This window comes from Streptomyces axinellae (assembly GCF_039532135.1).
Classification (GTDB): Bacteria; Actinomycetota; Actinomycetes; order Streptomycetales; family Streptomycetaceae; genus Streptomyces; species Streptomyces axinellae.
In genome coordinates this window covers 91,680-115,544 of record NZ_BAAARJ010000006.1, presented here as the reverse complement: position 1 = coordinate 115,544, position 23,865 = coordinate 91,680, and the positions used below count along the sequence as shown (strand labels likewise).

General features: G+C 70.4%; 20 protein-coding genes. 11 read left to right on the top strand and 9 right to left on the bottom strand.

Annotated features, from left to right (window positions below; all coding sequences use genetic code 11):
- Positions 1-87 precede the first annotated feature (87 nt).
- From ABD339_RS10700 to ABD339_RS10680, 5 genes are read right to left on the bottom strand one after another with little or no spacing between them, the layout of a single operon-like run.
- Positions 88-1,350, bottom strand: coding sequence for a cytochrome P450 (locus ABD339_RS10700; RefSeq protein WP_344564625.1), 1,263 nt, complete (start codon positions 1,348-1,350; stop codon positions 88-90).
- A complete protein-coding gene (locus ABD339_RS10695) occupies positions 1,347-1,967 on the bottom strand; it encodes a GTP-binding protein (protein WP_344564623.1) in 621 nt (206 codons plus the stop codon). The genes ABD339_RS10700 and ABD339_RS10695 overlap by 4 nt, the downstream gene beginning before the upstream one ends.
- Complete coding sequence (locus ABD339_RS10690; RefSeq protein WP_344564621.1) at positions 1,948-2,316, bottom strand: DUF742 domain-containing protein; 369 nt, start codon at positions 2,314-2,316, stop codon at positions 1,948-1,950. Before ABD339_RS10690 ends, ABD339_RS10695 begins: the two co-directional genes overlap by 20 nt.
- On the bottom strand, positions 2,313-2,717 hold the full coding sequence (locus ABD339_RS10685) for a roadblock/LC7 domain-containing protein (RefSeq protein WP_344564619.1): 405 nt from the start codon (positions 2,715-2,717) through the stop codon (positions 2,313-2,315). Before ABD339_RS10685 ends, ABD339_RS10690 begins: the two co-directional genes overlap by 4 nt.
- A gap of 4 nt (positions 2,718-2,721) precedes the next feature.
- The gene (locus ABD339_RS10680; protein ID WP_344564617.1) at positions 2,722-4,332 is read right to left on the bottom strand and encodes a sensor histidine kinase; all 1,611 of its coding nucleotides are present in this window, start codon (positions 4,330-4,332) and stop codon (positions 2,722-2,724) included.
- A 1,053-nt stretch (positions 4,333-5,385) separates the two neighbouring features.
- Here ABD339_RS10680 and ABD339_RS10675 point away from each other — a divergent pair.
- Complete coding sequence (locus ABD339_RS10675; protein ID WP_344564615.1) at positions 5,386-7,011, top strand: hypothetical protein; 1,626 nt, start codon at positions 5,386-5,388, stop codon at positions 7,009-7,011.
- Between the two features lie 168 nt (positions 7,012-7,179).
- Here the strand turns inward: ABD339_RS10675 and ABD339_RS10670 are convergent, their stop codons facing one another.
- Complete coding sequence (locus tag ABD339_RS10670; RefSeq protein WP_344564613.1) at positions 7,180-7,602, bottom strand: CBS domain-containing protein; 423 nt, start codon at positions 7,600-7,602, stop codon at positions 7,180-7,182.
- A gap of 478 nt (positions 7,603-8,080) precedes the next feature.
- On the opposite strand from ABD339_RS10670, the gene ABD339_RS10665 reads away from it, so the two are divergent.
- The 4 genes from ABD339_RS10665 to narI are packed head-to-tail and all read left to right on the top strand — an operon-like array spanning position 8,081 to position 14,803.
- A complete protein-coding gene (locus ABD339_RS10665; RefSeq protein ID WP_344564611.1) occupies positions 8,081-11,788 on the top strand; it encodes a nitrate reductase subunit alpha in 3,708 nt (1,235 codons plus the stop codon).
- Entirely contained in the window at positions 11,788-13,410 is a 1,623-nt protein-coding gene (gene narH / locus ABD339_RS10660; protein ID WP_344564609.1) for a nitrate reductase subunit beta, read from the top strand. The genes ABD339_RS10665 and narH overlap by 1 nt, the downstream gene beginning before the upstream one ends.
- On the top strand, positions 13,407-14,039 hold the full coding sequence (gene narJ, locus ABD339_RS10655; protein ID WP_344564607.1) for a nitrate reductase molybdenum cofactor assembly chaperone: 633 nt from the start codon (positions 13,407-13,409) through the stop codon (positions 14,037-14,039). Before narH ends, narJ begins: the two co-directional genes overlap by 4 nt.
- Positions 14,036-14,803 (top strand): respiratory nitrate reductase subunit gamma, encoded by a 768-nt coding sequence (gene narI / locus ABD339_RS10650; RefSeq protein WP_344564605.1) that lies wholly within the window; start codon positions 14,036-14,038, stop codon positions 14,801-14,803. The genes narJ and narI overlap by 4 nt, the downstream gene beginning before the upstream one ends.
- A gap of 41 nt (positions 14,804-14,844) precedes the next feature.
- On the opposite strand, the gene ABD339_RS10645 is transcribed toward narI, so the two are convergent.
- The 3 genes from ABD339_RS10645 to ABD339_RS10635 form a co-directional block, all read right to left on the bottom strand.
- Positions 14,845-15,402 carry a sigma-70 family RNA polymerase sigma factor gene (locus ABD339_RS10645; RefSeq protein WP_344564603.1) on the bottom strand — a complete coding sequence of 186 codons (558 nt, stop codon included), beginning with the start codon at positions 15,400-15,402 and terminating at the stop codon, positions 14,845-14,847.
- A gap of 349 nt (positions 15,403-15,751) precedes the next feature.
- The gene (locus tag ABD339_RS10640) at positions 15,752-17,005 is read right to left on the bottom strand and encodes a hypothetical protein (RefSeq protein ID WP_344564601.1); all 1,254 of its coding nucleotides are present in this window, start codon (positions 17,003-17,005) and stop codon (positions 15,752-15,754) included.
- A gap of 64 nt (positions 17,006-17,069) precedes the next feature.
- Positions 17,070-17,864 (bottom strand): transglycosylase SLT domain-containing protein, encoded by a 795-nt coding sequence (locus tag ABD339_RS10635; RefSeq protein WP_344564599.1) that lies wholly within the window; start codon positions 17,862-17,864, stop codon positions 17,070-17,072.
- Between the two features lie 965 nt (positions 17,865-18,829).
- On the opposite strand from ABD339_RS10635, the gene ABD339_RS10630 reads away from it, so the two are divergent.
- From ABD339_RS10630 to ABD339_RS10605, 6 genes are all read left to right on the top strand, one after another.
- Positions 18,830-19,357: a DUF6668 family protein gene (locus tag ABD339_RS10630; protein WP_344564594.1), complete on the top strand. Its 528-nt coding sequence runs from the start codon at positions 18,830-18,832 to the stop codon at positions 19,355-19,357.
- Positions 19,354-19,650 (top strand): hypothetical protein, encoded by a 297-nt coding sequence (locus ABD339_RS10625; RefSeq protein ID WP_344564592.1) that lies wholly within the window; start codon positions 19,354-19,356, stop codon positions 19,648-19,650. The genes ABD339_RS10630 and ABD339_RS10625 overlap by 4 nt, the downstream gene beginning before the upstream one ends.
- A gap of 73 nt (positions 19,651-19,723) precedes the next feature.
- Positions 19,724-19,999, top strand: coding sequence for a hypothetical protein (locus tag ABD339_RS10620; RefSeq protein ID WP_344564590.1), 276 nt, complete (start codon positions 19,724-19,726; stop codon positions 19,997-19,999).
- 38 nt (positions 20,000-20,037) lie between these two features.
- The gene (locus ABD339_RS10615) at positions 20,038-20,838 is read left to right on the top strand and encodes a DUF8175 domain-containg protein (RefSeq protein WP_344564588.1); all 801 of its coding nucleotides are present in this window, start codon (positions 20,038-20,040) and stop codon (positions 20,836-20,838) included.
- Position 20,839: 1 nt separating this feature from the next.
- Complete coding sequence (locus ABD339_RS10610; protein WP_344564586.1) at positions 20,840-22,201, top strand: hypothetical protein; 1,362 nt, start codon at positions 20,840-20,842, stop codon at positions 22,199-22,201.
- A 122-nt stretch (positions 22,202-22,323) separates the two neighbouring features.
- Complete coding sequence (locus ABD339_RS10605; protein ID WP_344564584.1) at positions 22,324-23,817, top strand: SCO6880 family protein; 1,494 nt, start codon at positions 22,324-22,326, stop codon at positions 23,815-23,817.
- The last annotated feature ends 48 nt before the right edge of the window (positions 23,818-23,865 follow it).

Below are 23,865 nucleotides of genomic sequence, written 5' to 3'. Positions count from 1 at the left end.
GGCGGCGCACAGGTGCGCCGCACGGACAGGGGCAGCCTCTGCCCGGCACCGGGAAAGAGGACGATCAGGAAGATCCGCCCGGCAGACCTAGAAGCTGACCGGGAGGTGGTCCAGGCGCGTCTCCCAGGTGGAGGCCGTGTCCGTGAGCTGGGCGGGGTCGGCCAGCAGGCGGAGGCCGGGGAGACGGTGGATCAGGACCTCCACGGCGGTCTCGATGATGGCCTGGCCGACACCCTGTCCCGGGCACTCGTGCGGGCCGCTGCTGAACGCCAGGTGCGCCTGGTTGCCGCTGACCGCCGTACCCGGGTGGGGGCGGACCTCCGGGTCCAGGTTCCCCGGGGCCAGACCGAGGATGAGCAGGTCCCCGGCCTGGAGGTGCTGGCCGCCCAGTTCGCAGTCGGCGGTGGCGAACCGGCCGGGGAGCACGGCCAGCGGCGGGGAGTTCCACATCGCTTCTTCGACGAACGCGGTGATCGTCATCTGTCCGCTCACCAGATCGGCGAGGTGGGTGCCGCTGCTGAGGATCTTCTGGAGCACCCGTGCCAGGAGGTTGCTGGTGGTGGTGTGGGCCGCGATGAGCACCAGCCGCAGGTGGTTTTGGACCTCGTCGTCGTCGAGGTCCGCCGGGTGCCCGATCAGCCCGGTGGTGAAGTCCGGGCCGGGTTCGGCGCGCTTGTGGGAGGTGAGGTCGGCGAGGACCCGCCCGATCCGCTCGTTGTGCGCGATGGCCTCCTCGCCGCCCTTCATCACGTGGGCGCAGGATTCCACCAGTTGCCCGCCGTCCGTCTCGGGCAGGCCGAAGAGCCGGGTGAGGACGAACATCGGCAGGTGTTCGCTGTACTGGCGGACCAGGTCGGCCCGCCCCTGGTCCTCGAAGGCGTCGATCTGGCGGTGGGCGAAGTGGATGACATGGCGGCGTATCCCCCGGCTGGCCACCGTCTCCATGCTGTCGGTCACCGCGCGCCGCAGCCGCAGGTGGGGCTCACCGTCCTGGGAGAGACAGTCGGGCCGCCAGCCCAGCATCGGGATGAGGGGTGAGGTGTCCTCGACCCGTCCTTCCCGCCAGTCCCGCCAGATGCGCGAATCCCGGCTGAACTGGCCGGGGTTGTCCAGCACCCTCCGGTTCTCCCGGTAGCCCAGCACCAGCCAGGCGGGCACGTCGCCCTCCAGCAGTACCGGCGCCACCGGCCCGTACTGTTTGCGCAGCCGGGAGTAGGTCCCGTACACGTCGGCCGTGGACTCCGGTGCGTAAAGCCGCGTCGTGGCACCGGTGTGCCGCATGGGACAGCCCCCGCCCGCGGGCGGTTGCGGCACCTCGGGGTGCGGGCTGTCGGAGGACTGGGGGTTCATCGGGACTCCAATGCGGCAACGGACCGTTCCTTGATGTGGTGGATGAGCGCGATCAGCACATCGCGGCTCGATACCCGGTCGCGTGCGTCGCAGGTGACGATCGGCGTGCGGGGTGAGATGGCCAGCGCCTCCCGCACCTCCTCGACGGGGTGGCCCCGGGCGTCGGGGAAGACGTTGAGGGCGATGACGAACGGCACATCCAGCCGCTCCATCTCCTCGATGGCCCGGAAGCTGGAGCGCAGCCGCCGGGTGTCCACCAGGACGACCGCGCCGAGTGCGCCCTTGCACAGGCCGTTCCACAGGAACCAGAACCGCTCTTGCCCCGGGGTGCCGAACAGGTACAGCACCAGTTGCTCGTTGAGGCTGATCCGGCCGAAGTCGAGGCTAACGGTGGTGCTCTTCTTGTCCGCGACGCCGACCAGGTCATCGACGCCGACGGTGGCCTGGGTGAGGGTCTCCTCGGTGGTGAGCGGCACGATTTCGCTGACCGAGCCGACCATGGTCGTCTTTCCGGTGCCGAATCCGCCGGCGACCATCACTTTGACCGACCGGCTGCCCGCGTGCAGCGCCTCCGCCCGTTGCGGGAACGCCGGCTGGTCAAAGCCGTTGAAGTCCACTGAGTACCTCCTCGAGAAGCGCGAGGTCGGGGCCGCGGTCGCCCGTCCCTGCGATGGGGTCACGGGCTTCCGCCCGGCCTGTTCTGAGCAGGTCGGCCAACAGCACCGAGAGAATGTTGAAGGGCAGCCCGAGGTGCGCGCCCAGTTCGGCCACGGACAGCGGGTCGCGGGTCCACCGGAGGATGGCGTCCTGCTCGGGCTGGGTCCCCGGGGCCGGCGTGGAGCGGGCCACGATGAGGGTGGCCACATCGAGCGTGGACGCTCCCGCGGTGGGCGCGCTGCGGCCACCCGTGACGACGTAGTAGCGCTCCAGCCCGGCGGGCACCGAGCCCCGCTGTGGTCCGCTCATCCAGGCTGCTCCTGTCGCGGAACGGTGCCGAGGAGGTCGCCCATCCTGCGGGCGCAGTCCCTCATCTGGTGCCCCAGCAGCCCTTGGTCGAGCCCGGTGACGGCCAGCACGCCGAGGTAGGTCTCGTTCCCGGCGCGGACGACGAACAGGTGCCCGCCATCGACCTCGATCCCGGCGAGCCGCAGCCTGCCCTTCCCCTTGGGGAACTGCTCGGCGACGGGCTGGGCCAGGGACTGGAGTCCGGCGACGATGGCCGCGAACCGATCGGCGTCATCCGGGTCGGCGCCGTAGGAGGTGATGGCCTTTCCGTCGGAGGAGGCCACCAGGGCGAAGCGGATCTCCGGGATGCTCTCCGCCAGTTCGCGAAGCGCCCAGCTCAGGTCGGTCTGATGCTGCGTCATGTGGCTAGTCACTCTCTCGTCGCTCATCGGGGCGGTCGTGCGGCTCGGGCCCGTCGGCCGGGCTGCCGCTGGTCACGAAGGCGGCCAGCCCGGCGAACGACTCCTCCGGCGGCACGCTTGAGGTGTCCGCCCCTTCGGTGGCGGGGCCCAGGGCGTGCCGTGGGCCCGGTACCTCCCGGGCGTGCCGGCTCCGCTTGGGCAGTCCGTTCGGGGTGGTGGGGCCGGTGATGGGTCCGTCCTCGTCCATGGCGTAGGGCTCGGCCGCCGCCACCGGGCCGTGCGGCGGGGGGGCGGGCATGGCCGGCACGGGCTCGGCCCGGCGCCGGGTGCCGATGGGGCGTCCGGCGGCCGACTCCGAGTACGGGCGCTTGTCGAGGGGCTTGAAGAACTTGTGGGGCACCACCACGACCACCGCGGTGCCCAGCCACGGCGAGTCGTCGAAGGTGACGGTGATGCCGTGCTTGCGGGCGAGGTTGCCCACCACGCGCAGGCCCAGCTGCGCGTCCTCCGCCAGCCCGCCCGGCCCGGCGCCGACGGAGACCCCTTCCAGCAGCCGCATCGCGCGGCGCCGCTTCTCCGCCCTGAGCCCGGTGCCGGCGTCCTGGATCTCGATGCCCAGCCCGTTGGGCACCTCCCGGCCGGAGACGATGATCTGTTCGGCGGGGGGCGAGTACCGCGCGGCGTTGTCCATGAGGTGCGCGAAGATCAGCGTGAGGTGATCGACGAGGGCGCCGTCCACGCCGAGTTCGGGCAGGCGGCGCACCTGTACGCGCTTGAACTCCTTGATGCGCCCGATACCGCCCCGGACCACGCTGAGCAGTGGCTGTGGGGTCTGCCACTGCCTGCCGGGACGGTCGGCGCCGCCCAGTACGACGATGCTGGCGGCCAGGCAGTCGGCCGGGCCGATCTCCTGGTCCAGGTCCATGAGGTCCCGGGCGACGGCCGGGATGCCGTAGTGGACGCCCTGCATCTCGTGGAGCATGGCGCGGATCTTGTTCGTGTGGACCTGTAGCCGGCTGCCGATGCTGATGACCGAGTTACGGGCGGAGCTGCTCTTGTCGAACTCCTCCTCGACGGAGAGCAGACAGGAGCGCGCGACCTTCCGGAACGGGGCGCGGAACTCCTCCGGCACATCGGGGTCGTTGGCCAGTGGCCGCAGCGCGTCGTCGATCACCGCGCCCTGGAGTACGGCCTCGACCGCTCGCGGCAGGAAATGGTCGGCCAGCCGGATCAGTTGCACCTGGTGCAGCTCGGTCACCTCGGCCAGGCGGGAGTAGAGCGTGGAGAGTTCGGCCGCGTGCTTCTCCTGCAGGGAGGCCAGCCAGCGCTCCAGGTCCTCCTTGTCGGACTCGGTGTGTTCCTGGAGTTCGACGGCGGCTGCCTGTTGTGCCACGGCGGCTTGGCGGGCGCGGCGTTCGCAGGTCAGCAGGCGCTCGACGCAGACGGCCGCGGCGGCTGTGGCCAGTGCTCCGGCGATGAGCACGGCGGGCCGGGCCGGGCCTGTTCCCACGGCGATCGCCACGGCCGTGGCCGCACATATAGCTACGGGCAGTGACCACCACGCGTACCAGGCAGCTGGCAGCCGGGCCGCAGGTGGGGTGGTGGCAAGTTCCATCGGGATCCTCAACCAATTGCTCAAGCGGGGCGGACGGAAGTGCACTCGTCGCACGGCCGGTGCCGTTGGTGTGCCCTGCGCGTGCCGTGCCCGGCATATCTGTGCCGTGCATGGCGGCGACACTCACCGAATGACCTGCCGGTGCTTCTTGGTTCGTCGTTTCCCGTGGGGTCCGTGGGATTTCGATTTCTCTTTCCGGGGGCGCGGAGACCGGTGAACACGCCGCGGGAGGTGAAGCGGTGCACACCTCGTGGGACGTGAAGCCGGGCATGGCAGGTCCCGGCTCACTGCGAGTGCGTCAACGGGCCGGGAGTCGAGGAGCTTAGCGAGGAGAAGGGCCACCTCGCAGGAGATGCCGTGTTCTGCCATACGCCTCGAATTTCCGTTCGAGAGCGGCACATACGGCTTTCCGCCCCCCTGCGGTACAGCGTTCACACGGAATGTCCGGGGTGCACGGAGGGCCGCACTCCGGCGCACCGAGCCGGGCGCACCGAGGGAATGGAGGGGAAGCACGCGCCGCACACTCACGCGCCGGGCCGCGCCCGCGAGCACACCGGATCGCGTCCGGCTCGCGCCTCGCCTTACAAGGGGGGATACCGATGGCATGTGCCAATGACGCTTCGTCTTGTCGCCCTGGCGGCACTCCCAAGCAATAATTTTACGAATACATCGTTTTTGCGATCGATTTGGATCGTTTCTGATCAGTCACATGCGCGCGACACATAGCACCTACGTGACCCGGTCCCGCCCGCCGATTGTGCGGGACACTGCCTCCGGCACCGAGGGCATCCGCCGCGGGCCGCGTCCACCTGCCGGGCCGCGCGCTCGCAGACGGCGGCGGTGGCGGCCCCTTCCGCCGTGGCGGCCTGGGCCGACAGATCGCCGGCCGACAAGTCCACCCGGTATTCCCCCTCGTTCCGGAAGGAGCGCGAATCCACCGAACGCCCTGCCGCGCCGCGCACGACCGTCGCACAATCAGCACTGCGTGAGCGTCCCCACGAGCAGGAGGAAACACCGATGGGTCGAAACGGGGCCAGCGGAGAACTGGCAAGGGTGGTCATCGCAAATGTCAGGAGCCGCACCGAAGATGACATCCAGCGGGAGTATTCCGGGGTCGCGCGATGGCACGGGGCGGCGGCCTCCCGGGAAGAGCCGCACGGCGGCAGCACGGTATTCCGGGCACCGGGCGCGCTGACCCACACGCCCAGGGAATTCCCCGCACCCGACGAGTACGGTGTGGAGCGCCTACGCAGGCTGGATGAGTGCCTCGCTCTCGTAACCGACGCATTTCCCGGCGTGGAAACCAGTGCCGCCCTGTGCCGGCTCTCGTGTGTGCTGCTGGAGGGCGCCTGGCGTGAGCGGGCGGAGGCAGCCGATCCGCCGGGCTGCGACGACTCGTGCGCCTGTGCGCTCTGTGCCCACCTGCCCAAGCCGCTCACCCGCGCGCTGGCGGACTACGACTGGCGCAGGAGCGACGGGCGTCCGCTCTCGGTCACGACCTGGCCCTACCGGAAAGAGCTGGGCAGCGTGCTGACCGGCGGCTGGGTGTGGACGAGGAAGATGAACGACGCCGAGCGGGATCTGGGCCTCCGGCTCCGGCACGAGGACGACATCCTGGTGCTCCACGAGTACAAGCGCGTCGAAGCGGCCATCGAGGTGTCCGCGACCGCCCGGGTCATCGAACAGCGCCTCGCCCAGGACCCTACGACCAACGGCGCGCGCGCCCTGATCTGCGGCCTCTACGCCGCCCACAAGCGGTCCGTCGATGAGTTCCGGATCAAGCGGCATGTGGCCGGCAGCGCCGTCCTCCCCCAGTCCACACCACTGGACAAGCCCGCCTACACCCTGCTCCAGCTGATGGACTGCCTGTTCTGGCACGTCTCCCCCGACGCGGAACTCTGGGATGAGGAGCACCTGGCCGCGCTGGTGCTGTGCCGCGTGCTCAACGACATGACGGACGTGCGCGCCGACGCGGTCACCGGGGAGATCAGCAACTTCTGGCTCAGTTCCATGCCCACGCACGACAAGGCGCTGTACGGCGCGTGCGTCCTCGCGCTGATCAAGTACGGGTGCATGCCAGAGGCCCATGGGGCGCGGTGGAACACCTGGTTGATGGGCACCACGATCGTGTGGGAGGGGCTGACCGGGCGGCACGCCCTGTGGTTCGACGGGATCACCAACGGGCTGCTCCCGCGGGAGGGCTGTCTGCTGTGCGGCATCGAGCCCAACGCCTGCGCCGGTCTGCTGACCGGCGGTGTGGCGCTGCGCACCGGGCCCGCCCCCACCGTGGCGGCTCTGGGCCCACGCGCGGCGCTGCTCTCCGCGCGCTGCCGCGCCCAACACCCGGCAGCGTGGCGGCTGTTCGACCGCGAACTCGCCGCCTTCGAGGCCCTGCACGGGGAGTGGCGCGGCGACGTCGATACGGTCTGGGAGATAGTGCGCCGCACCTATGTGGCGGGCGTCCTCGCCTCCCTCGCGGGCGGCGCGGCGGCGCGCGAGGTCCAGGTGGACTCCGGAGAGGTGGGCGCCGATCTGTTCCACGCGCTGCACCGGCCGCCGACGTGGAAGGAGGACACGGCCCTGCTCGCCTACATGTTCGGCTGCGCCCATCCGCACTTCCTGTGGAACGGCCAGGGCTTCGCGCCGACCGCGGTCGGCGGCGACTGGCTGGACGGCTGAGGGCCCGCCGCGGTGGGCCCCGGCCCGGCCCGCCGGGCGGTCCGGACTGCGAGCCGGTCCGGACCGCGAGCCGGTCCGGACCGCGAGCCGGTCCGGCACCGCCGGGGCGGTCAGGCCGGGTCCGGCACCGCCGGGGCGGTCAGGCCGGGTCCGGCACCGCCGGGGCGGTCAGGCGTAGACGCGTCCGACGAACTGCGCCAGCTGAGCGTCGCTCAGGTGGTGGGCCAGGTCGGCCTCGCTGATCACGCCGACGAGGCGCTTGTCCTGGTTGATGACGGGCAGCCGGCGGATCTGGTTGCCCTCCATCTCCCGCAGTACGTCGTCCACGTCGGCATCGGAGCGGATCCAGCGCGGGGTGCCCTGGCACATGTCTCCGGCCGTGACGTGTGAGGGGTCGTGCCCGGCGGCGATGCAGCCGACCACGATGTCACGGTCGGTGATGATGCCGCACATGCGCTCGTTGTCGCCGGGGTCGCTGACGGGCATGGCGCCCACGCCCAGATCCCGCATGCGCTGGGCGACCCGGTCCAGGGATTCGGTGGCGGGCACCCACTGGGCGTCGGGGTGCATGATGTCGGCTGCCGTGGTCATCACGAGCCTCCTGTTGGCGTGAATCTTTTCTTCCTCCCGACCCATCGTCTCCGCGATGTCCGCTTTGTGCCATTCGGGTGCCCTGGCCGAGAAGTGGCCCCCGAAGAGCCGGGGAGAGGCGCACTTCGGGAGCCCGTGCGCCGCCGCGACGAGGGCGCACCCCTTCGGGGCGAGACCTGGGCGCAGCTCCGGATCTTCTTGCCATGCGGCGGTAATGCCGAGTTCACGGCGGGGGCTTTATCTGTTTACCGGCCAATTCACAACGGCGCCGACCGGCCATGAAATCGGGGTTGTGAGCACCTTCGTACGAATGCCCGTAAGGCATATTCATCGGTAACGCCCATGCATAGCACGGCAAAGACTCCACCTCACGACGCTCAATTATCGGAAAACGCCCTTCTCAATCCTCTGCCCCGGAGGAGGCTTCACAGGGGCGTGGATGCGGCACGCATCGACGTGTTTTCGACTCTCGGATGCGATGACATCTGAAAGGGGCCATGTGGTGAGGCGGGGCGGATCACGGAAGCGGGCCGAGGCGGCGGCGGACGCGGCGGCCGAACGACTGCTGCAAGTAGGGCAGTTGCTGCGCAAGACACCGGCCACGCCAGATCTGCGGGCGGTTTTTCGAACAGATCAGGCCAGCAACGACTCTCCGTATCGCGAACGATGGGCACACGACAAAGTCGTGCGTTCCACTCACGGCGTGAACTGCACCGGCTCCTGCTCCTGGAATGTCCACGTCAAAGACGGCATCATCGCGTGGGAGACGCAGGCGACCGACTATCCGACCACCGGCCCCGACCGCCCCGAATACGAGCCACGGGGCTGTCCGCGCGGAGCTTCCTTTTCCTGGTACACCTACTCGCCCACCCGGGTGCGCTATCCGCATGCGCGCGGCGTCCTCGTCGAGATGTTCCGGGAGGGAAAGGCGCGGCTGGGGGACCCTGTCGCGGCCTGGGCGGAGATCACCCGGGACCCCGACAAGCGGCGGCGCTACCAGTCCGCGCGGGGCCGGGGCGGGCTGGTGCGGATCGGCTGGGATGAGGCGCTGGAGATCGCGGCGGCTGCCCATGTGCACACGCTCGCCGAGCACGGGCCGGACCGGATCGCGGGGTTCTCCCCGATTCCCGCCATGTCGATGGCCTCGCACGCCGTGGGCGCCCGCTTCCACTCGCTGATCGGCGCGCCCATGCTCTCCTTCTACGACTGGTACGCGGATCTGCCGGTCGCCTCGCCGCAGGTCTTCGGCGACCAGACCGACGTGCCCGAGTCCGGCGACTGGTGGGACGCTGCCTACCTGATGCTGTGGGGCTCCAACGTCCCGGTCACGCGCACCCCCGACGCGCACTGGATGACCGAGGCCCGCTACCGGGGCCAGAAGGTCGTCGTCGTCTCGCCGGACTACTCGGACGCCACCAAGTTCGCCGACGAGTGGCTGCACCCGCACCCCGGCACCGACGGCGCGGTGGCCATGGCCATGGGGCATGTGATCCTCAACGAGTGCTTCGTCGAGCGCGAGGTGCCGTACTTCACCGACTACGTCAAGCGCTTCACCGACCTCCCCTTCCTGGTGGAACTGGAGCCCTGCGGCGAGGACGGCGGCACGGGCCGGCTGCCGGGCCGCATGGTCACCGCGGCCGACCTGGAGCTGGTGACCGAGGCGGAGGAGGCGGCGCGGCGCTGGATGCCGGTGCTGATCGATACGGCCAGCGGCGCCGCCACTGTGCCCAACGGCACGCTCGGGGACCGCTGGGCCAAGGGCGGCGAGGGCCGCTGGAACCTGGATCTGGGCGACCTCGACCCGCTGTTGAGCCTGTATCAGGCAGGCGGGGAGAGCGCCGAGGTGGTGCTGCCGCGCTTCGACGAGCCCGGGACGACCGTGCGGCGCGCGGTGCCGGTACGCCGGATCGGCGGGCGGCTGGTGACCACGGTCTTCGACCTGCTGCTGGCGCGCTACGGCGTCCAGCGCGAGGGCCTGGCGGGGCAGTGGCCGGTCTCCTACGAGGACGCGGCGCTGCCGTGCACCCCCGCCTGGCAGGAGGCGATCACCTCCGTACCGGCCGCCGCCGTGGTCCGCGCGGCCCGGGAGTTCGCGCAGACGGCCGAGAAGACGCGCGGCAGGTGCATGATCGTGATGGGGGCCGGCACCAACCACTGGTTCCACTCCGACACCATCTACCGCTCCTTCCTCTCGCTGCTCATGCTCACCGGGTGTCAGGGCGTCAACGGCGGCGGCTGGGCGCACTACGTGGGCCAGGAGAAGGTTCGTCCGTTCGCCGGATGGCAGCAACTGTCCACCGCGGCCGACTGGGTGCGCCCCTCCCGGCAGATGGCCGGCACCCCGTACTGGTACATGCACACCGACCAGTGGCGATACGAACAGGCACCGGCCGACACGCTCGCCTCCCCCGCCGGCCGGGGCCTGTTCGCCGGAGCCCACACCGCCGACCTGGTGGCCCGCTCGGCGCGCCAGGGATGGATGCCCTCCTACCCCACCTTCGCGGCCAACCCGCTCGACCTGGGCCAACGGGTGCGGGAGTCCGGGACCGACCCGGGCCGCTGGATCGCGGCGGAACAGGCGGCCGGGCGGCTCGGCTTCGCCTGCGAGGACCCGGACGCGCCCGCCAACTGGCCCCGGGTGCTGACCGTATGGCGGGCCAACCTGATCGGCTCCTCCGCCAAGGGCAACGAGTTCTTCCTGCGGCATCTGCTCGGCGCCCAGGACAACGCCGACGCGCCGGACGCCCCGCCCGATGCCCGGCCCCAGGAGGTGACCTGGCACGAGGAGGCGCCGCGCGGCAAGCTGGACCTGCTGCTCTCGCTGGACTTCCGGATGACGTCCACCACCTTGTACTCCGACCTGGTGCTGCCCGCCGCCACCTGGTATGAGAAGCACGACCTGTCGAGCACGGACATGCACCCGTTCGTGCACGCCTTCTCCCCCGCGATCAGCCCGCCGTGGCAGACCCGTACCGACTTCGAGATCTTCCACGGGCTGGCGGCCAAGCTCAGCGAACTGGCCGAGGGGCAGCTGGATACCCGGTACGACCTGGTCGCCACCGCGCTCCAGCACGACACCCCCGACGAGAGCCCGCCGGAGGGGCCGACCGGCCCCAAGTACACGCTGGTGGAGCGGGATTACACCGCCATCGCCGACAAGCTCGCGGCGTTCGGCCCGCGCGCGGACGAGGTCGGCATGCAGGTGCGCGGCATCACCGTGCACACCCGGGCCGAGAGCCGCTGGCTCTCCGCGCGCTGCGGGACGGCGAACGAGGGCGCCGCGCGGGGCCGCCCGCTGCTGGATACCGACGTCAAGCTGTGCGAGGCGATCCTGGCACTGTCCGGGACGACCAACGGGCGGATCGCGGCCGAGGGCTTCCGGGCGATGGCCGAACGCTGCGGACCCGACTCCGACCTGGACGAGCTGGCCACCGAATCGTCCGGGCGGCGCATCGTCTTCTCCGACACCCAGGCCCGTCCCGTGCAGGTGGGGGCGAGCTTCGAGTGGTCGGGCAAGGAGGGCGCCGAGCGCCGGTACGCGCCGTTCACCATCAACACCGAGCACCGCAAGCCCTGGCACACCCTCACCGGGCGACAGCACTTCTACCTGGACCACGAGTGGATCGCCGAGTTCGGCGAGCAACTGCCCGTCTACCGGCCGCCCTTGGACATGGCGGCGCTCGGCCGTCCGCTCGAAGGCCGTACGCGGGACGGCGGTGCGGGCGAGCGGTCGGTGGCCGTGCGCTATGTGACCCCGCACTCGAAGTGGTCGATCCACTCCGAGTACCAGGAGAACCTGCTGATGCAGACCCTCGCGCGGGGCGGCCCGGTCATCTGGATCAGTCCCCAGGACGCCGAGGCCGTGGGGGTGTCGGACAACGACTGGATCGAGGCGGTCAACGTCAACGGCGTGGTCGTCGCGCGGGCCGTCGTCTCCCACCGGATGCCCGAGGGCACCGTGTTCATGTACCACGTCCAAGAACGCCTCGTGAACGTGCCCAAGTCCGAGGCCACCGGGAAGCGCGGCGGCGTGCACAACGCGCTGACCCGCCTCCTGATCAAACCCACCCATCTGATCGGCGGGCACGCGCAGCTCTCCTTCGCGCCCAACTACTACGGCCCCACCGGCAACCAGCGCGACGCGGTGACCGTCATCCGCCGCCGTTCCCAGGAAGTGACGTACTGATGCGTGTCATGGCACAGGTCGCGATGGTCATGAACCTCGACAAGTGCATCGGCTGCCATACCTGTTCGGTCACCTGCAAGCAGACCTGGACCAACAGGACAGGCACCGAATACGTGTGGTTCAACAATGTGGAGACCCGCCCCGGGCAGGGATTTCCGCGCCGCTACGAGGACCAGGACAAGTGGCGCGGCGGCTGGCAGCTCAAGCGCGGCAAGCTCGTTCCCCGCTCCGGCGGCCGGGCGCGGCGCCTGGCGCGGCTGTTCGCCAACCCCGAACTGCCCTCGCTCAGCGACTACTACGAGCCGTGGACCTACGACTACGCCAACCTCACCCAGGCGCCGCTCGGCGACGACCTGCCCACCGCACCGCCCCGCTCCCAGATCGACGGCCGCACCATGGGCATCTCGGCGGGCCCCAACTGGGACGACGACCTGGGCGGCGGCCCCGAGCACACCGCCGGCGACCCGCTGCTGGAGAAGATCAGCGACCAGGTGCGGCTGGAGTACGAGCAGGCGTTCATGTTCTACCTGCCGCGCATCTGCGAGCACTGCCTCAACCCCTCGTGCGTCGCGGTCTGCCCCTCCGGCGCGCTCTACAAGCGCATCGAGGACGGCATCGTCCTGGTGGACCAGGACCGCTGCCGGGGCTGGAGGATGTGCGTGTCCGGATGCCCGTACAAGAAGGTCTACTTCAACCACTCCACCGGCAAGGCGGAGAAGTGCACGCTGTGCTACCCGCGCATCGAGGCGGGCCAGCCCACCGTCTGCTCGGAGACCTGCGTGGGGCGGCTGCGCTATCTGGGGGTGATCCTCTACGACGCGGACATGGTCGGCGAGGCCGCCTCCGTCGAGGACGAGAGGGACCTGTACGAGGCGCAGCTGGGCTGCTTCCTCGACCCGCACGACCCGGAGGTGGAGCGGGCCGCGGCCGAATCCGGTATCCCGCACGACTGGATCACCGCCGCCCGCGACTCGCCCGTCCACGCGCTGATCAGCAAGTACAAGGTGGCGCTGCCCCTGCATCCCGAGTACCGCACCATGCCCATGGTCTGGTACGTCCCGCCGCTCTCCCCCGTCGTGGACGCGCTGACCGGCACCGGCCACGACGGGGAGGACCCCGCGAGCCTGTTCGGCGCCATCGACACCCTGCGCATCCCGCTGTCCTACCTGGCCGAACTCTTCACCGCCGGGGACCCGGCACCGGTCGAGGCGGCGCTGTGCCGGCTGGCCGCCATGCGCTCCTACATGCGCGGCATCAACCTCGGCGAGACTCCCGACCCGCAGATCGCCCGCTCCGTCGGCATGGACGAGCCCGGAATCCAGGCGATGTACCGGCTGCTGGCGCTGGCCAAGTACGAGGAGCGCTACGTCATTCCGACCAGCTACTCCGCCGAGCCGGGCAGCCCGGTGGACCTCGGGTGCAGCCTCGATGAGGCCGGCGGCCCCGGCATGTACGACGTGGAGCGCTTCCACGCCGCCACCGCGCTGGTCGGCGCGCCCGATCCCGAACCGGAACCCGCCACCGACCCGGCCGGTGCCTCTCTCAAGGGCCGGGTGAACCTGCTCGGCTGGAACGGCCAGGGGCGGCCCGAGGGCCTCTTCCCGCGCCAGGAGGGCGCATGAGGCGCGTAAGTGCCGTGCACCAGGCCGCCTCGCTGCTGCTGCGCTACCCCGGGCCCGAGTGGGCCGGACGGCTGGCGGCGGTCACCGCGGCGACGGCGGAGCTGCCCGGGGAGGAGGCCGCGCTGCTGCGGAGCTTCTGCGACAAGGTGGCCGCCGAATCGCCGATGGACTTCGCGGCCCGGTACATCACCACCTTCGACCGCAGCAGGCGCCGCACCTTGCACCTGACGTACTTCACGGACGGGGACACCCGACGGCGGGGCGAGTCCCTGCTGCGCTGGCGCTCGCTCTACGTGGACAACGGCTGGCAGCCGCCGGACGACGAACTGCCCGACTTCCTGCCGCTAGCACTGGAGTTCGCGGCCCGCTGCCCCGAGGCCGGCCGTGCGGCGCTCCAGGAACACCGGGCCGCGCTGGAGCTGCTGCGGATGGCGCTGACCGACTACGACAGCCCCTATGCCGAGGTACTCAGCGCCGTGTGCCGCACGCTGCCGGGTGCTTCACCGGCCGACCGCGCCGCCGCGCTGCGCATGGCCCGCAGCGGCCCGCCGACCGAGACCGTCGGTCTGCTGCCCTTCCTCTCCCGACCCCCGGGATCCGCCTCACCCATCGAAGGGACACCCCGGTGAAACACCTGCACATCGCGCTGTGGGGCGTACTCCCCTATCTCGTCGTCGCCCTGCTCGTGGCGGGCACCGCCTGGCGCTACCGCTACGACCGGTTCGGTTTCACCACCCGCTCCAGTCAGTTGCACGAACACCGGCTGCTGCGGGTCGGCGGCCCGCTCTTCCACTACGGGCTGCTGTTCGTGGTCGCGGGGCATGTGATCGGCCTGGCGGTGCCCGAGCCGCTGACCGAACAGCTGCACGTCAGGGAGTGGATGTACCACTACAACGCGCTGCTGGTCGGCGGCCTGGCCGGGCTGGTCACCCTGGCCGGGCTGTCGATCCTGCTGTACCGGCGGCTGCGGGTGCCGGCCGTGCGGGCCGGGACGAGCCGCAGCGACCGGGCCGTCTATCCGCTGCTGCTCGCCGTGCTGGTGTGCGGGCTGGCCGCGACCGCCACCACCTTGGAGGCCCACCCCTACGACTACCGGACGGGCGTCTCGGTGTGGTTCCGCTCCCTGTTCGAGCTGGACCCGAATGTTCCGGCGATGTCGAACGCGCCGTTCGTGTACCAACTGCACGCGCTGCTGGGGATGGCGCTGTTCTCGCTGTGGCCCTTCAGCCGCCTCGTCCACGCGTTCACGGCCCCGGTGGGCTATGTGGTGCGGCCCTACGTCGTCTACCGGCACCGGCCCGCGACCACCACGGCGGTACACCGCACCTTCGCCGACCGCCCTTCCCCCGGCCCGGCCCCGGCATCGCGGCGGACCGGATCCCCCTACCGGTGAAGCCCCCGCCCCCGTGGCCGCGGAAGCCCGCGCCGCGGGGGCTACTTGCCGCTGACCTCGGGCTCGGGCACTCCGAGCGCCTGCCGAAGGTTCCGCACGGCGTGGTACAGACGGGACTTCACGGTACCCGGCGGTATGCCGAGCACGACGGCCACCTCCCGCGTCGAGCGTCCCGTGTAGTACGTCTCGTACAGCACCTCGCGGTGCGCGGGCGACAGGGACTGGAACGCCTTCGCGAGGACCAGCGCGGAGAGCACCTGATCGACGTCGTCCGTGTCCGCCAGCACGTCATCCAGCCAGGCCGTGCCGTCAACTTCCTTGGGGCGCGCGCTGCGCAGACGGTAGTCGTCTATGACGAGGTTGCGTGCCACCTTGAAGAGCCACGGCCGCAGGTTCTGGCCACGGTCGCCGGTCAGCTGCTGATTGCGCCAGCAGCGCAGCAGCGTCTCCTGGACCACGTCCTCGGCCCGCTGCAGGTCACCTCCGAGCAGCTGGAGCACATACCCGTGCAAAGGCCGCGCGTGCTCCTCGTAGAGCGAGCGTGTCTCACGTTCCTGGGCGCTGACCGCGCCAACCGACCCCAAGACAGTCCAACTCACAGCGGAATCCCCACGTCTTCGCCCCTCGCGAGGGCGATCTGGTCCCGGGGCTCCCATGGCACCCCTCTCACGCGGGTGAGTCTCGCGAGAGGAGGTCCACACCGCATTGACGACCGATTGCCCAGCGCAAGACAGCACAGCGCCACACAAACGGGAACCAACGCGCTCAGACCCCTGCGAACCAGATGCTTGTGTGCTTTACGAGGGGTTAGATGCGGCCTGTGAAGGGGAAGTTCACGGCAATACACCGCTCACACTGTGACGCCGCTCACATCAACTGCGGCTGCGCGGCAGGTTTACGGCATACCGGACCGCCGTCAATCCGTTGTTGATGTCGCAGGTCAGCGGGTCACATGGGATTCGAAAGAGCCTCCAGGCACTGTTGGACCCGGGTGGGGATCGCGGTATCCGCCGCCGCCGGGCCGCCGCCGGCAGCGAGCACGGCCCACGTGTCGAGCAACGCCCGGCCGTGGTTGACGAGTGACGGCCCGTCCGTGAGCATCAGCCAGTTTCCGGACGCGCGCTTCAAATATCCGTAGGCGCGAGGGTTGCCCTGCCGGTGGCAGATCAGGGCGAGTTCCAGGTAGATCGTGGTGGAACTGGCGTAATTGCCGCCCAGGCGCCCGACGTACGCCTCCAGATCGCGGGTCTCCAGGGTGTAGGGGTGCTCCTCGCCGTAGGTGCGCATCGCGTGTTCCCTCAGCCGGTAGGCCAGCACCATGGCGCGCTGCGTCTCCCCCTCCGCAGCCGCCCGGTTGATGTGCGCGACGGCCTCGGCCATCTCGCCCGGAACTGTCGGCTTCGCGACGGGCGTTGCCGCCGCCGAGGCACCGGCACCGGCCGTGGCCGGTTCGGCGGGGACCGCGGTCGGCCGGAACTGCGCCGGAGGCGGAGCCGCTTCGGTGGCGGGTGCGGGGGCTTCGGGTGCGGGCGCGGGTGCGGGCGCGGCCTGGTCGGGCTCCGGTGCGGCGGGCGGGAACGGAGCGCTCGGGCCGGGCACGACGGGCTGCGGGAGCACGGCGGTGCTCTCCATGTCCAGGACCGCGGTGCTCTCCACGTCCAGTACGGCGGTGGTCTCCATGTCCGACGCGTGACCCGCCCCTCCGACGGGTGCCGCCTGCCCCGCACCGGGCTGGGCCGGTGCGGCAGGTGCGGCCTGGTGGGGCTCCGGTGCGGCCGGAGCGGCCGTTGCCGCCTCGGCGGGCGCGGCCGACGGCTGCCCCTCGTCGGCCGTCACCGGTTGGGCCCCGCCCACAGGTTCGGCGGCAGGTTCGGCAGCAGGCGCCCCGTTGACGAGCATCCGGCTCGAACCGTCGGGCTCGACCCGGATGTGGGTCGCGTAGCCGTTCTCCCGCAGGTCGAGGATGGTCGCGTCCAGGGACGCGCCTCGGCTCTGCGCGGCGTTCTGCAGAGCGTCGAGCACCGCGACATGGACCTCCTCTCCCTCAGCAACCGGAAGGAGATCGCCATTGAGCGCCGCGCTGCCGTTGCTGGAGATGAGGACCTCGAAGCGGGCAGGCTTCAGCGGCGCCTGTGCCGCTCCGTCGTCATGCTGCGCCGTCTGGTCGTCCTGGCGCACCGGTCTGTTGGGGGTGTGGAGCATGGTGCTCACTCTCCACTCTGTCGGGGTCGGGTCTGTCGGGGTCGGGTCTGTCGGGTGGGCCGGACTACGACGCCTCCGTCGGGTAGTCGGACGGCGTCGGGTACTCGTCGGGCGGCAGGGCGCCGCCGATGCCCTCGAACCGGGGGAAGAGCGACCGGACGCTGAAGACGTAGCTCGCCGCTTCGCCGTCCGGAATATCCTTGGCCTTTTCCACTTTTTCGAACCCCACGTCGTAGGCCGCGAGCGCCAGATCGAGCACCTTTTCGGGCTTCTTGTCCTTCGGTGTGTCGCTGGCGTCGACGATCGGCGTGACCTTGTCGACCAGTGAGCACAGGTACTTGCCCTGCGCCATGATCGAGTCCTCCGGATCGGTCGCCCGGGTCTTGTCGTTGTCGTCCTTGTCCTCGCCGAACTCGTCGAACTTGTCGGGCGGCAGCTGCGAGATGCCCTTTTTGCCGTCGCTGCCGAGCATGTCCTTGTTGAAGGAGGACGCGTGCTCGATCTGTGCCGCGATGACCACCGGGCCGATGGCGTCGCAGACCGAACCGGCGTCCTTGATGGTGTCCGCCAGGTCCGTGGGAACGGTCTTCTCGTTCAACTCTCCCTTGCCGTCGCCCTGGACGGAATTGGAGACCTTGTCGGTGTCGATCTCGTGACCGGAATCAGAGCCGCTGCCTCCGCCACCGAAGAACAGGATGAGGGCGATGATCGGGGCGAAGAGGACACCGAGCCCCCCGAAGATGACCACCACGACGCCGAGTCCCCCTACGGCGAGCGGCGCCATCATGCATCCGCAGCCCGTCGCCACCGCGCCGCCGACCACGGCTCCCGAGCCCGACGAGCCTTCGCTCTCGCTCATGGGCGCACACCCTCACTCTCCTTCTCCGATCACCGAAAGACAACGGGTTGCCAGGGCGGTGAACCACTTCCGCTGAAGTCCCGTTGTGGCTCTCCGACGGAACGCAACGCGCTTGCAGATCGGAACGGGCCCGAGGCCGAATCAGTTCAACTCGGATCGATCCGAATCTCGGAAGTACGCGGAAGCACACCAACCCCATGAGTCGCACGAGAGGAGGCAGGACGCGCATGAGCGTCCCTCCAAGGGAGCCCGCCGGGGCGCAGATGTGGGTACGCGGGCCGACCGCTGCCCCGCCCACGCCGGCGCCGCCGGAGCCTGAGCCGGCTGCGACGGCCGAAACAGCCGAACCGGCAGAGACGCCGCCCACGGCAACCCCGTCGGAACCGGTCACCCCGGCGGCGGCACCCCCTCCGGCTCCGGCCGCGCCCGCCCCGCCACCGGCAGCACAGCCGGGGGTTCAGGCGCCGGCCGCGGTACCGCCTGGGCAGGTCACCCCGGCAACGGCCGCGCCCGCCGCCCCCGCTCCGCAGGCCCCGGCTCCGGCTGCCCCCGCCCCGCAAGCCCCGGCTCAGGCCGCGCCTACCGCTCAGGCCGCGGCCCCGTCGGCTGCTCCAGCCGCACCGACCGGAGCGCAGGCGCCCGTTGCGCCGGCCGCGCCCGCGGCACAGGCACCAGCGGCTGCCCCGGCGCCTGCCGCACCTGCGGCTCCCGCCCCGGATCCGGCTGCCCAAATGCCGCCGGAACTGGCCGCGCTGTACCAGCGGGCACAGGCCCAAGCTCAGGCGCAGGCCCAAGCACAAGCTCAGGCACAGGCACAGGCACAGGCCCAAGTTCAGGCACAGGCAACTCCAGTTCACCCGTCGCCGGAACCGGCCGCGCTGTACCAGCCGTCTCCGACTCCGGCACCGGCCGGTCCCGCCACGGCGGCGCCGCACCCGGCCGCGCCGGCCGCGGGGGCGACAGCCGTGCCGCGTCCGGCCGCCGCTGCCGGGCCGGCTCCGGCCGGGGCCGCGCAGTACCCGGAACTCGGGCTGCCCCCGGCCGGGGGCCACGGTCCGGTCAGCTGGGTGGGTGCGCACGGCGGCGCCGGAACCAGTACGCTCGCCGAGGTCGTCGGTGGCAGTGACCTGGGACGGCATTGGCCCGACCCGGCTCAAGGCGACGCCGGCCGGATGCTGTTGGTGGCACGGACCCACGGTGCCGGCCTGCGGGCCGCGTCCCGGGCGCTGGAAGCCCTGCACTCGGGACAGCACCCCGCCGGTGTGGAGCTGATCGCCGTGGTCCTCGTCGCCGACGCCCCCGGGCGGCTGCCCTTCCACCTCATGCAGCGGATTCGCGTGCTGCGTTCCGTCGCGGAAGTGCACAAGGTCCCCTGGATCCCCGGATGGCGCGGGGAAAAGCGGTCGGAAGGCATACCGAAGGCCGTTCGCGTACTTGCCGAGTTGGCCGGCACCCAACCCGGCAAGCCTGGAAAGCGGGAGAGGAATCAATGACAGTCGTCAGCCATTTGCCGATGCTCCTGGCCGACAGGCCGCCGCCCTACCAGCCGACAGGGGAAGCGAAGGAATCGCTCAACAACCTTCTCAGCTGGCTTGCCTACGGTGCCTCGGCGGCCGGTGTGCTCGGCATCATCATCGTCGGCACCAACATGGCTCTCCAGCTGCGGCACGGAGAAATGGGCGAAGGAGCCTCGCACTTCCGGGGTTTCTTCATCGTGATGATCGCTTCGATCCTCGCCACGACGGCCGCTCCCCTCGTGCAGTGGTTCGGCCCGTTCACCCCTTGAAAACCGCCGGATATTCCGGCGACCGCAATACGTACATCACCCAACCAGTTGACAACGCCCCACAGGAGTCCCCATGACTAAGGCCATGCTCTACTACCACCTGGCCGCCGTTCCGCAGCCGAAGGCCCAGAAGCCGCAGGGCCTCGGCGGCAAGATCGACCAGATGCTCGGTCTCGCCATGTGGGCCGGCACCGCAGCCGGGGTTCTCGGAATCCTGATCACCGGCGCGATGATGGGCATTTCCCTGAAGCGCGGCGAAAGCTCCGAGCACATGAGCCGGCTCGGCATGGTGCTGGGCGGCTGCTGCCTCGTCGCGACCGCGGGTCCCTTCGCCACCTGGGTCTTCTGACGACGGGCCCCAGCGCACCGAGGCGGAAATGAGTAGCAATGTTCGGACGCAAAAAGGACGTATACGAGGCGAATGATTCGCCTTTCTATAAACAGCGGAGCTGGGTCTTCTCAGCCGTCTTCCTGGCGACCGTGGTGTTCGTGTCATCACTTGCCTACCTCACGGGTTCGGACGGCGGCTCGGCCGATGCCGCCGCTCCGCCTCGGAAGGCTGTGAAGGGGCCCCTTTCCACCGACGATTCCAAGCGTGACGCCCCTTCGGACGACCAGCGGCCGAAGGGGTGCAGCACCGAGGACGAGGACGCGAAGTACGCGCGGATCAGTCAGAACCCGCAGGTGGCGATGCCCAAGGCCGCGCCGAAGGACACCGCCTGGAAGTCCCTGGGGCTCGCGAGCGTGCCCACCTCCCCCACGGCCGGACCCACGCGGTACAACGGCGCGGTGTGGTGGTGCTACTCCCGCACCCCCATGGGCGCCGTCATGGCGGCCCACAGCATCCTCACGCACATGAGCTCCACCGACTGGCGGGATGTGGCGGAGCAGCAGCTCGTCGCCGGTGAGGGTCGTGACACCTTCATCGAGGGGCGCTCCAACCTCCCCCAGTCGGACGCGGAGAACCAGGAGCCCGGGGTCTACACGGGGTTCAACGTCGCGTCGTATTCGAAGAATGCCGCCAACGTACGGATCCTCATCAAAAGTTCCGGCGGCACTCTGGGGACGACGACCGTTTCGATGCGGTGGAGCGGCGGCGACTGGAAAGTGAAGCCGCGCGCGAACGGGGAGCTCTTCTCCACCTCCACAGGTGGCGGTGACGGGTTCGTCAGATGGGGGGCGGCCTGATATGAAGTGTTCCGGGACCGGAAACCCGCTCATCGATGCCCTGGTAGGTTTCTTCAAATTCCTGGGCGACCCGGTCGGCAGCATCATCAAGGGCATCGCCGACCTCATCATGGCGGCAGCGCTCAGTGCGTTCGAGTCACTCACGACGTCGATTCCCACGTTCTCGGCAGCCGCATCGAAGCCGGTTCAGGGCCAGTTGAACTGGCTTGTCATCTACTTCGCGATCGGCTCGCTCATCTTCGCCTGCATCCGCATGGCGGCGGAGCGCAAGGGCGATGCGGGGCAGACGGCGCTGCGGGGCATGATCCGGCTCATTCTCGTCGCCGGCGGCAGCACCGCCATCTTCGGCGCCGCTGCCACGGTCAGCGACGACTTCGCGAGCAAGCTGTACAAGTACGCCATCGATGAGCAGTTGGAGAAGATCGGCTGCGGTTCCTCCGGAAGCATCGAGTCGTTCCTGTACCTGATCCTCGCGTTCCTGCTGCTCCTGGCGGCCATCGTGCACGGGATCATGCTGTACATCCGGCTCGCCGTCATGATCGTGCTGTTCGGCACCCTGCCGATGGCGGCTGCCGCGTCCATGAGCGACTGGGGCGGCGGCTGGTGGCGCAAGCACATCGGCTGGATGATCGCCTGGCTTCTCTACAAACCCGCGGCGGCGCTCGTCATCTACGCGGGAACGGATCTGCTCACCAACGGCGACGGCGGCGACGGTGAGATGGACCAGGTCCACACCAAGATCGCCGGTATCTGCATCATGCTCCTGTCCGCGATCGCCCTGCCCGCGCTGCTGAAGCTCGTCGTGCCCGCCACGGCGGCGCTCGGCGGCGGCAGCGCCTACGGGGCGCCCGCGGCGGCCATCGGCGGCGGACTCGCCAGCGGTGCGAAGGCACTCGCAGGCGGGGCGATGTCCGGCGGCGGCGGTGGAAGCGGCAGTGGAAGCGGCGGGGGCGGTGGAGGCGGGAGCGGAGGCTCCCGGAGCACCTCCGGTCCCGCGGGAGCTTCCGCCAGCGGCGGGGACTCCGGACCCAGCGGACGTGCCGGACCACCGGGCAGCAGCAGCGATTCGGGCCAGTCGAGCGACTCCAGCCCGAGCGGAGCCGGCGGCGGCTCCGGGGGCGGAGCCGGAGGTGGCGGAGGCGGAGCCGGTGGAGGCCGCGGAGGCGGTGGCGGGGGCGGCGCTCCCACCGGCGCCGCCAAGGGCGCCGGCGCCGCGGCGGGACCTGCCGGTCTCGCGGTCGAGGCGGCGGTTGCCACCGCCACGGGCGCCGTGCAGGCCGTCAACCAGGTCGTCACCGGCACGATTGAGGGCAACGACGGGAACGAGGGCCACCATCCGACCGGTGGCCATCAGCACCACTAGTCGGCATTCCGGGCCGGGCGGCCCCCACCAGAGCCGCCCGGCCCGGCTCGCGTACCGTGCGCGCTCCGTCAAGAACTGAGGGACCCCCCGCTCCCCGGGGGACAGGGAAGGAAGCCATACCCATGTCAACCCAAGCCGCGTCCAGCCCCACTTATGGGAACTGGCGCCGGCCGAGGCGTCCGGGGCTCGGGCCCTTCGGCATGCTCGGGACCGCCGGCCTCTTCGGCGGGCTCATCATCACGCTGCTGGCCTCGTTGGTCTCGCTGTACGCCGCGATGGTGGTGCTGGTCCCGACGGCCGTGGCGATCGTGCCTTTGGTGATACGGACCCAGGACGGGCGCAATGCCTACCAGTTGATCGCAGTAAGGATCGGATGGATGCGACGCAAGGCCAAGGGATCGACGACCTACGTCTCGGGGCCGCTCTCGCGGCGCCACGCCGGGCGGTTCCAGCCGCCCGGACTGCTCGGCCGGATGCAGATGGCCGAGGGCAGGGACGCCTACGACCGTGACTTCGGCGTGCTGTTCCACCGCACCCGCAACTTCTACAGCATCGTGCTCGGCTGTGAGCCGGACGGCGGTTCCCTGGTCGATCCGGACCAGGTGGACACCTGGGTGGCCGCCTGGGGCGGATGGCTGGCCCGGCTGTCGCACGAGCCGCAGCTGCGCGGTGCCTCCGTCATCGTCGAGACGGCGCCCGACTCGGGCACCCGGCTCGCGAACGAGGTGCTGCCGCGCCTGGACCCCAACGCCCCGCCGGCGGCCCGCGCCGTGATGGAGGAGGTCGTCCAGAGCTATCCGCAGGCGTCCTCCGAGATGCACACCTACATCACGCTCACCTACGGCCTGCCGGTGGGCAACAAGCTCAAAGAGGAAGAGCTGATCACCGAACTCGCCACCCGCATCCCGGGCCTGCTCTCGGGGCTGGTCGGGGCGGGCGGCGGTGTCGCCTACCCGCTGTCGGCCGAGCGCATCGCCGAGGTCGTACGGGTCGCCTACGACCCCGCCGTCGCCGGTGAGGTCCTCAACGCCCGTGCCCAGAACGGCGGCACCGGGCTGGAGTGGGAGGACGCCGGTCCCGCGGCCACCGTGGAGGATGTGGGCTCCTACCAGCACGACTCCGGCGTCTCCCGGACCTGGATGCTCACCCTCGCCCCCCGTGGCACGGTGCGGGCCAATGTGCTGCGCGGCCTGCTGGAAGCCTCGCCCAACACCCGCCGCAAGCGGGTGGCGCTGCTCTACCGGCCCATCGACCCGGCGACTTCGGCCCGCATCGTGGAGAACGACCGCCGCGCCGCCCAGTTCATGGCCACCTCCGGACGCGGCATGGTCCAGGCGCGGGCCGCCACCGAGATGCGCGCGGCCGAGCAGACCGCGCAGGAGGAGGCGACCGGTGCGGGCCTCGTGGAGTTCTCGCTGATGCTCACGGCCACCGTCGATGCCGACGACCAGCTTGCCGACGTCAGCTCCGCCGTCCGCAACCTCCAGGGCGCGGCGCGGCTTTCGATGCGTCCGGCCGACCGGATGCAGGCGGCGGCCTTCAGCTGCACCCTGCCCGTCGGGCTTCTCCCATGGGAGATGACCCTGGTTCCGCGCGACCTGCGGGAGGCGCTGTGAGCCCGCGCGGCGGCAACAGCCGCCCCAAGAAGCAGCCGAGGCCCCGCA